The sequence below is a fragment of the Desulfobacter sp. genome (assembly GCF_050177295.1).
On sequence record NZ_JBFXHE010000170.1, the window covers coordinates 1 to 8982 of the forward strand.

Below are 8982 nucleotides of genomic sequence, written 5' to 3' on the forward strand. Positions count from 1 at the left end.
ATGCGGCGGCAAAGTCCATTAATGCATCCCGGAAAGCGGACTGCATGATACTGATCGGCACCACAGGCACGGTGGCACCCGCCAACGCGCTCCCTTCCCAGGCCAAGGCCTGTGGCACCACCATTATAGAAATCAACCCGGACCCGTCGGAATATACCAACCGGATAACGGATATATTCATCCGGGATAATGCCACAAGGGCCATGGAAAATATCATGGACGCCATTGATGCACTTGATTGATGCATTTGATTGATGCCTGTTTGGACTAACATATAGAATTTGGAGAAAAACATGCCTGATAACTGTCTTTTTTGTAAAATTGCAGCCCATGAACTTCCCAGCGACATGCTGTACGAAGACAATGATTATGTGGTGTTCAGGGATATCCACCCCAAGGCCCCGGTCCACCTGCTGATCGTACCCAAAACCCATATCCGCAGCGTCAACGACATTGAACCTGGGCATACCGGACTTGTGGGGGGACTTTTCACCCTGGCCGCAAAAATGGCCCTGAAAGAGGGAATAAACAAATCCGGATACAAGGTGCTCTTTAATGTGGAAAAAGGCGGGGGCCAGGAAATTTTCCACCTGCATCTTCATCTGTTTGGCGGCTGGGAAAAGTGAAGGGGATTTATTTTGTAATGATATTGTTCATTGCTTCCTTAACGCATCACATGGATGCCATGACCCATTTGAGCCCGGAATCAACAAGGGTGATGCACAGGGCAGCGATAAACGTTGTAAAAAAATCTTTAATTTGAAAGTCATCAAGCATTCTATCGGTGAGCCAGAGCAGCACGGCATTGATCACCAGTTTGAACAGCCCGAATGTAATGATCATAAAAGGAAGGGATAAAATAATCAGCAGCCAGCCAAAGAAAAAATTGATCAGGCTGTAGACAATGGCCACCATAATGGCCGTCCCGAAATGTTTAACCCGGATGCCGGGTAAAAAATTGGCCACCAGAAATACCGCAACGCTTAAAATCAGAATGTTGATCAACATTAACATTTTTTCCTTTTTGATAAATTAAATTTGTTTGGAAACCATATTGTCTTTCAGCCCCCAACCTCAACATGCCAGGGCTCATACCTGACGCCCAGATGATTTCCAGGGCCGTACCTGAACCGGATATACCCCAGGCTGGACAACTGGCTGTACACCCGGGTCCGGGTAAACTTTTCTGTAAAGTTATCCGGCCCGAACCCCTTTTCCCCCATATCAAAATCGCCGGTGGCGTGAAAGGAATAGCCCGGCGGGGCAAGGGATCTGGAGGCCATGGACAAATTCCCCCGGCTTTGAGCAGCCTTGTCCAGGAAGAGCAGAAACTGCTTAGACACACCCCGGATACCTGAGGTCAGCACCGCCTCGGTTCCGACCTTTTTCCGGATATCCTGGTACAACGCTTCGGATCCGCCCTTGTACAGATAGTTGCCCGTACCCCGGATTTTTACTGTTTGTCCCTCGGGAACCTGCCAGGTCAGCCGGGGAATTGTTTTTTTTCCCATAAACCCGTAATCGCTGGCTGGCCGTTGAAATAATTTTTCGAGAAAATCAAGTTCCCGGCGGGGAAACGGTCCTATGGCGTCATAGGACCGGGAACAGGATAAAGCATCATCAAAGCCGGCCAGGCAGAAGTTGCCGTGGCCGATCAGGTTCTGAATACGCTTAAAACGCATAAGGCTTGATAAAAGAAGGGGCATTTCGTTGTCAGGCAGAAAAACATCATCTTTGAAATCTCGATTAAAAAAACGGATTTTTAAAAGCTTTGGGTCTCTGGCTGATACCCCGGCTCCCCCAAGGGCGTCCTTGACACCATGATCCCCAGCACCTGCCTGGCAAAGTGAAACATCCAGTGCCCATGCTGTTTCCAGCCCGCTGACCAACGGCAGGCATGTGCCTGCAAGGGCTGCTGATCCTGCAAGTTTTAAAAATGTTCTCCGATCCACTGATGCGTATCCGTTTATAATTATGGGCCGGCTTTTGGCACGCAGCCCGTGGCAACAATAATATAAAAGCGGCAAAAAAACCTGTCCGGATTTTTTAAATCTCAAAAACCCGGGCATTGTAACCCATACATTCAGGCCATGGAAAGAATTTTTTATGGGTTCCTCCGCTGCGGCTTAAGAATAACTAAAATACAGGATTAAAGACTTCACCTGGACCACCAATTTTTGATCATTCAATTGAATTCACTATTAATATTTGCTATAGTTTTTCGCCTGTAGGTGAGATTTTTTCTTTAGCAACGATTATATACAATGTGATCAGTATGTTATAGATACATCTACCCTAAAGGCATTGGGAACCCACGACGACCATTAACATGCTGAGTGTTCACCTTTAACTGTATTTAAGAAAGGAAACGACATGGCAGAAACTGTCATCAAACTGGGCCGGAATAAAAAGGCCTCAACTTTTATCGACAAGGTTAAAAAAATTCTGCCCGAGGGCGGAAATCTTAATGCCTGCCTGACATGTGGCGCCTGCTCATCAGGGTGTCCGGCCACCGGGCTGGCAGACATGGACCCCAGAAAATTTCTGCGTATGGCTGCCCTGGGCATGGATGAGGAAATTGCCGCATCAGACTGGCCCTGGATGTGCACCATGTGCATGCGCTGCATCTATGTCTGTCCCATGAAAATTGATATTCCCCAGCTTGTTTTCAACGCCCGGGCATTACGGCCCAGAGAAGACCGCCCCAGGGGCATCCTGGGTTCATGTGACATGGCATTGAAAAATGAAACCACCTCTGCCATGGGCACCAACGCAGAAGATTTTGAGTTTGTTGTGGGAGATGTTCTGGAAGAATACCAGGAAAACCAGCCCGAATTCGCTGACATGGAAGCCCCCATTGACAAGGAAGGGGCGGAATTTTTCCTGAATCAGAACTCCAGGGAACCCAACACAGAACCCGATGAAATGGTGCCTTTGTGGAAAATCCTCCATCTTGTAGGCGCCAACTGGACTTATGGGTCCAAAGGCTGGGCCGGAGAAAACTACTGCATGTTCCTGGCCGATGACGAGTCCTGGAAACAAGTGACTAAAACCTCAGCGGACCAGGCCAACAAACTGGGGGTTAAGACGTATCTGAACACCGAGTGAGGGCACGTAACATTCTCAGTCCGGGCCGGACTGAAAAAATTCAACCTGGAACACAACTTTGATGTAAAAAATATTTATGAATACTATGCCAAATGGATACGTGAAGGCAAACTCAAGGTGAATTCTGACTGGAACAAAGACCTGAAAATTAAATTTACGGTTCAGGATCCCTGTCAGATTGTAAGGAAAAGCTATGGCGATCCCATTGCCGACGACCTGAGGTTTGTGGTGAAATCCATCGTAGGTGAAGAAAACTTCATCGACATGCAACCCAACCGTTCCAACAACTATTGCTGCGGCGGCGGCGGCGGATTCCTTCAGTCCGGATTCAAGGATGAACGCCTGAGTTACGGGAAAATCAAAGACGATCAGATCCAGGCCACCGGCGCAGATTACTGCATTGCCGGCTGCCACAACTGCCACGCCCAGATCCATGAACTCAGCGAGCATTATGGCGGCAACTACGGAGTGGTTCACCTGTGGACCCTGATCTGTCTGTCTTTGGGCATTCTTGGACCCAATGAAAGGGAATATTTAGGCGATGACCTTAAAGAAGTCAACGTCTTCCACCCTGAAACCGCCATGTAATTCGATCCTGTTCAAGCAGATATGGGGCCGGCAGCCACTGCCGGCCCTTTTTAAAAAGTTGACAAATTGGCTAATACGCTATAATAATTGCCATTTTTTTATGCATATAAAAGGAAGGCAATATCGTGGAAACCCTTTCCCGGGAGCAAACTGCACCGGAAGATGAAAAACAGATACTTGCAGACATTGACCGCTGCATCCGGGTGCTGGGAACTCTGGCAGACCAGTCTGAGCTTTTGGCAAGGATCCCCGAAGCGGACCGCATCGCCCTGATAACGGCGGCCGGCAAAATATCCCGGCCGGACAGGGCTGAAATAAAAAAACGCAACAAGGATAAAAAACGGCAGATGCGCCTTGCCATTGTGGCAAAAGAGCGGCAAAAGAGAGCGCAAACAGGGATCAGAAAAGCCAGGGAAGCATCTGTGTTCACGGCGCCTGCCAGGCTTGAAGGGCCCGCAGTTGAAAGCATCAGGTCCGCAGAGCACCTTGATTCCCCCCGCAACTGCTATGTGTGCAAGGCAAAATTTACATTGCTTCACCATTTTTATGACAGCATGTGTCCTGAATGTGCGCAACTCAACTACCAAAAGCGGTTCCAGACCGCATCCCTTGACAAACAGATTGCCGTCATCACAGGATCCAGGCTTAAAATCGGGTACCAGGCCACATTGATGATGCTCAAAGCCGGTGCCCGGGTAATTGCCACCACACGCTTTCCCAAGGATTCAGCTTCAAGATTTTCCAAAGAACCCGATTTTGACCAATGGGGACACAGGCTCCATATTTACGGACTGGATCTGCGACATATCCCCAGCGTGGAGCTGTTCTGCGATCATGTCAGGCAGACATACCAGCGCCTTGATATTTTGATCAATAACGCAGCCCAGACCGTTCGACGTCCACCCGGATTTTATGCTCATTTGATGGGCACCGAACAAAAAGAGATGTCATCGTTGTCCCCAAAGGCGGCAATGCTTTTAGGCCATTACCGGGACTGCGTGGCCCAGCTTTCAACAGGCCGGCCCCGTGGTGTGGATGGTGACGGTGTATTGCCGGTCTCCTGGAACGGCACAGCGCCTGGCATCGGGTTGCGGCAATCGGCCCGGCTCTCCCAGATTCCCTATTCCTACGACCATAGTATCGATGCGCCCCTGGTATTTCCGGAAAAGGCGCTGGACGCCGATCTCCAGCAGGTGGATCTTCGGAAAACCAATTCCTGGCGGCTGAAACTGGGAGAAATTGAAACCGCAGAGATGCTGGAAATCCAGCTGGTCAACAATGTGGCCCCCTTTGTTCTGTGCAACCGGCTGGCCCAGATGATGAAAGCAGATTTCACCGGTCAAAAACACATTGTCAATGTCTCGGCCATGGAAGGCAAATTTCTGCGCTTTAAAAAGGGCAGCCGCCATCCCCATACCAATATGGCCAAGGCCGCGTTAAACATGCTCACGCACACGGCTGCCGAGGATCTTGCCGGTTACGGCATCTACATGAATGCCGTGGATACCGGCTGGGTTACGGATGAGGATCCGGCACGCCTTGCCGTATTAAAACAGGAACGCCACGATTTCCAGCCCCCTTTGGATATTGTGGACGGGGCCGCCCGGATCTGCGACCCCTTTTTTCATGGCATTTTAACTGGAAAACATTGGTGCGGAAAATTTTTAAAGGATTATTTTCCCATAGACTGGTAGCTTTTAAACCGCTCTGTTCTTCTTTTCCGGCTCAACCATCTGACAATGCATTTCATATAGTGACCCATCTTATGATCAACCCCCTTCCGGCCGTCGTGGCAATATAGGTCTTTTCTCCCAATAACGCTTAAGTTAATGACATTGAATTCGCATGCTTAGATCAACGGATACAGCCTGATGGGTGAGGGCGCCGCAGGAAATAACATCCACGCCGGTTCCGGCAATGGCGTTCAACGTCCGCAGGCTGACATTACCCGACGCTTCCACCACAGCCCGCTTTCCGATCAGCGCCACGGCTTGGGTCATGGTATCAATCTCCATATTGTCCAGCATGATCACATCAGCTTTGGCATCGATGGCCTGCTGCACCTGGGCCATATCCGAGACTTCCACTTCCACCTTCATCAGATGGGAAGCCCTGGCCCGGACAAGGGAAACGGCCGCTGCAATGGAGCCGGCAGCCGTAATATGGTTGTCCTTGATCAGAATGCCGTCATAAAGGGCAAATCTGTGATTAAATCCCCCCCCTGCCCTGACAGCGTCTTTTTCAATTTTCCGCCACCCAGGTGTGGTTTTTCTTGTATCCACCAGCCTGACCATTGGATTATCCAGTGCCGTGACAAATTCTCGTGTCAGGGTTGCAATCCCGGAAAGCCGCTGCAAAAAATTTAAAGCCACACGTTCGGCGGTCAGAAGAGAGCGGATATCTCCAGTGATGGTAAAGATAACATCATCTTTTTTAATGGTGTCTGAATCATTACAATGGATCTTGCATGCCATTGACGGATCTACAATTTGGAACACTTTTCTGGCCACATCAGTACCAGCCAGAATAAAGTTCTGTTTTGCAACAATGATGGCGGTTTCTTCCTGGGGATAAAGGAAAATACCTTCCGTGGTCACATCCCCGAAACAGGTATCTTCAAATAGCGCCAGCCGGATGATCTGTTCTGTCATATCCATGGATATACGTTTTTCCGCTAATCCTGTTTCAGATTCTTCACCCGGTTCAGGTTCACCGCAATTTTATCCTGCTTCTCCTTGAGTTCCTCATGCTGTTCCCTGACCTTCTCAATAACATCTTCCGGAGCTTTTTCAAGGAAACTGTCGTTATTCAGCCGTTTCTGGATGTTGTTCAGCTCTTTGGTGTTTTTCTCCAGCTCCTTTTCAAGACGGCTGATTTCCTTATCAAAATCAATTACACCGTCAAGGCAGACATAGCAGGTGGTGGCCCCTGAAACTGTGGTGGCAGCGGATTCAGGCGGATTGTCTGCGTCACAGAAAGACAGGTTCTCAAGGGTGGCAAGATTGATGATGACCGATTTATTTTCGGCAATCAGCAGTTTTTCTGCATTGTCTGCCGTGGTGGCCAGCACCTTAACCCTGGTGGAGGGCTGGATGTTCATCTCGGATCTGACATTGCGGATACCTGAGATCAAAGAGAACATAAATTCCATCTCTTTTTCACAGGACGGGTTTTTGAACTTTTTAAACGCATCGTCACTATAGGGAAAATCTGCCTTCATCACAGAGCCGCCTGTGCCCGGAAGAATGTTGTAAATTTCTTCGGTAACAAAGGGCATGAAAGGATGCAGCATGATAACAATATCTGCAAGCACTTTGGCCAGAACACCACGGGCTGCGTCGCGCCGGTCTGCCCCAAGTTTTTCATACAGGGCAGGTTTGGCCGCTTCAAGATACCAGTCGCAGAACTCATGCCACACAAACTGGTAAACCGCAGAAGCAGCTTCATTGAACCGGTATTCCTCAATTCCCTGTTTAACGGCAAAGGAGGTTTCAGCGCACCTGGACAAGATCCAGCGGTCCGTCAGGGTCAGGTCAAGATTGTCTGTCAGTTCGTCTTTTTCCGTAATATGCATCAGGGTGAACCTGGCAGCATTCCACAGCTTGTTGACAAAATTTTTGTACCCTTCCACCCTTGATTCGGACATTTTAACGTCCCTGCCCTGGGCAGCAAAGGCGGCCAGCGTAAACCTGAACGCATCTGCCCCGTATTCATCAATCACCTTGAGCGGGTCAATGACATTGCCCTTGGACTTGGACATTTTCTTGCCGTACTCATCCCTGACCAGGGCATGGATATAAACATCCCTGAACGGAATTTCATCATCCATGAAATGGATACCCATCATCATCATTCTGGCAACCCAGAAAAACAGTATATCAAACCCTGTAACCAGGACATTGGTCGGGTAAAAGGTTTGCAAAAGATCTGTATTTTCAGGCCAGCCCATGGTGGAAAAGGGCCAGAGTGCCGAAGAAAACCAGGTATCAAGGACATCGGTTTCCTGAACAATATTTTGGGATCCGCACTTGGTGCAGGCATCAGGATCTGTCTCTTCAACAATAACAGCCTTGCAATCCGGGCATTTCCATACAGGGATGCGGTGCCCCCACCAGATCTGACGGGATATGCACCAGTCCCGGATATTGTCCATCCAGTCAAAATAGGTTTTTGACCAGTTTTCAGGAATAATTCTGGTTCTGCCGTCCCGTACGGCCTGGGATGCTTTGGCAGCCAAAGGCCCTACCTTGACAAACCATTGTTTTGAAATGGAAGGCTCAACATCGGTGTGGCAGCGGTAACAATTGCCCACGCTGTGTTTTATGGGTTCTTTTTTCTCAAGCAACCCTAAGCTTTCAAGGGCTTCAACTGCTTTTCTACGGCATTCAAACCGGTCAAGACCTGCAAAACGCCCTGCCCCTTCCAGCATCGCGCCTGCATCATCAATGACCTTTAATTTTTTCAGGCCGTGCTTTTCCCCCAGATGAAAATCATTGGGATCATGGGCCGGGGTGACTTTCAGGGCACCGGTACCAAACTGGGTATCAACATATTCATCCCGGATAATGGGAATTACCCGGTCTGTCAGGGGCAGCGCAACTTCTGTTTCACCGAGGTTTTTGAATCTTTCGTCTTTGGGATTGACTGCCACTGCCATATCCCCAAACAGGGTTTCAGGCCGGGTGGTGGCAACGGTCAGCCCTTTTTTCTGGCCGCCTTTAAACGGATAACGAATATAATAGAGATAACCGTCCTTTTCTTCGTATTCAACCTCAAGGTCGGCAAGTGCGGTTCTGCATCTTGGACACCAGTTAATGATATACTGGTCCTCATAGATCAGGCCTTCCTTATACAGACGGACAAACACCTTGCGTACAGCCTCGGAAAGCCCCTCGTCCATGGTAAAGCGTTCCCGGTCCCAGTCGCAGGAGGCACCAAGACGCTTGAGCTGGTTGATGATGGCGCCACCTGATTTTTCCCGCCATTTCCAGACTTCTTCGATAAAGGCTTCCCGGCCGACCTGGTCACGGTGTTTGCCCTCGGCAGCCAGTTTGCGCTCCACCACATTCTGGGTGGCGATTCCGGCGTGATCGGTTCCCGGCATCCAAAGAACATTCTGCCCCAAAAGCCTTCTGTATCTGCACATGACATCCTGAATCACGTTGTTCAGCGCATGGCCCATATGAAGCACACCAGTGACGTTGGCGGTGGAATCACAATTGAAAAAGGGGGGCTGTCACTTTTGTCTTCAGCTTTGAAAAAACCGTTTTCAAGCCAGAATGAATA

The 8982-nt window shown here is 49.3% G+C and carries 6 protein-coding genes and 2 pseudogenes; 4 read left to right on the plus strand and 4 right to left on the minus strand.

Annotated features, from left to right (window positions below; genetic code table 11):
* Both AB7U36_RS12750 and AB7U36_RS12755 read left to right on the plus strand, forming a co-directional pair.
* Positions 1–242, plus strand: a pseudogene (locus tag AB7U36_RS12750) (RNA polymerase subunit sigma); the annotation flags it as partial.
* A gap of 51 nt (positions 243–293) precedes the next feature.
* Positions 294–626 carry a histidine triad nucleotide-binding protein gene (locus AB7U36_RS12755; RefSeq protein WP_428160146.1) on the plus strand — a complete coding sequence of 111 codons (333 nt, stop codon included), beginning with the start codon at positions 294–296 and terminating at the stop codon, positions 624–626.
* Between the two features lie 46 nt (positions 627–672).
* On the opposite strand, the gene AB7U36_RS12760 is transcribed toward AB7U36_RS12755, so the two are convergent.
* Together AB7U36_RS12760 and AB7U36_RS12765 are read right to left on the minus strand one after the other, a co-directional pair.
* Positions 673–1008: a phage holin family protein gene (locus tag AB7U36_RS12760; protein ID WP_428160147.1), complete on the minus strand. Its 336-nt coding sequence runs from the start codon at positions 1006–1008 to the stop codon at positions 673–675.
* Positions 1009–1061: 53 nt separating this feature from the next.
* Entirely contained in the window at positions 1062–1952 is an 891-nt protein-coding gene (locus AB7U36_RS12765) for a M15 family metallopeptidase (RefSeq protein WP_428160148.1), read from the minus strand.
* Positions 1953–2373: 421 nt separating this feature from the next.
* On the opposite strand from AB7U36_RS12765, the gene AB7U36_RS12770 reads away from it, so the two are divergent.
* Positions 2374–3696 (plus strand): (Fe-S)-binding protein, encoded by a 1323-nt coding sequence (locus AB7U36_RS12770; RefSeq protein ID WP_428160149.1) that lies wholly within the window; start codon positions 2374–2376, stop codon positions 3694–3696.
* Positions 3697–3821: 125 nt separating this feature from the next.
* Positions 3822–5390, plus strand: coding sequence for an SDR family oxidoreductase (locus tag AB7U36_RS12775; protein WP_428160150.1), 1569 nt, complete (start codon positions 3822–3824; stop codon positions 5388–5390).
* A 132-nt stretch (positions 5391–5522) separates the two neighbouring features.
* Here AB7U36_RS12775 and nadC read toward each other — a convergent pair whose 3' ends face one another.
* Together nadC and AB7U36_RS12785 are read right to left on the minus strand one after the other, a co-directional pair.
* Complete coding sequence (nadC, locus tag AB7U36_RS12780; protein WP_428160151.1) at positions 5523–6353, minus strand: carboxylating nicotinate-nucleotide diphosphorylase; 831 nt, start codon at positions 6351–6353, stop codon at positions 5523–5525.
* A 17-nt stretch (positions 6354–6370) separates the two neighbouring features.
* Positions 6371–8982: pseudogene (locus AB7U36_RS12785) on the minus strand (valine--tRNA ligase); the annotation flags it as partial.

Coding starts and splice junctions, on each gene's coding strand:
- AB7U36_RS12760 (WP_428160147.1), bottom strand. CDS start 1,008: ATGTTGATCAACATTCTGATTTTAAGCGTTGCGGTATTTCTGGTGGCC.
- AB7U36_RS12755 (WP_428160146.1), top strand. CDS start 294: ATGCCTGATAACTGTCTTTTTTGTAAAATTGCAGCCCATGAACTTCCC.
- nadC (WP_428160151.1), bottom strand. CDS start 6,353: ATGGATATGACAGAACAGATCATCCGGCTGGCGCTATTTGAAGATACC.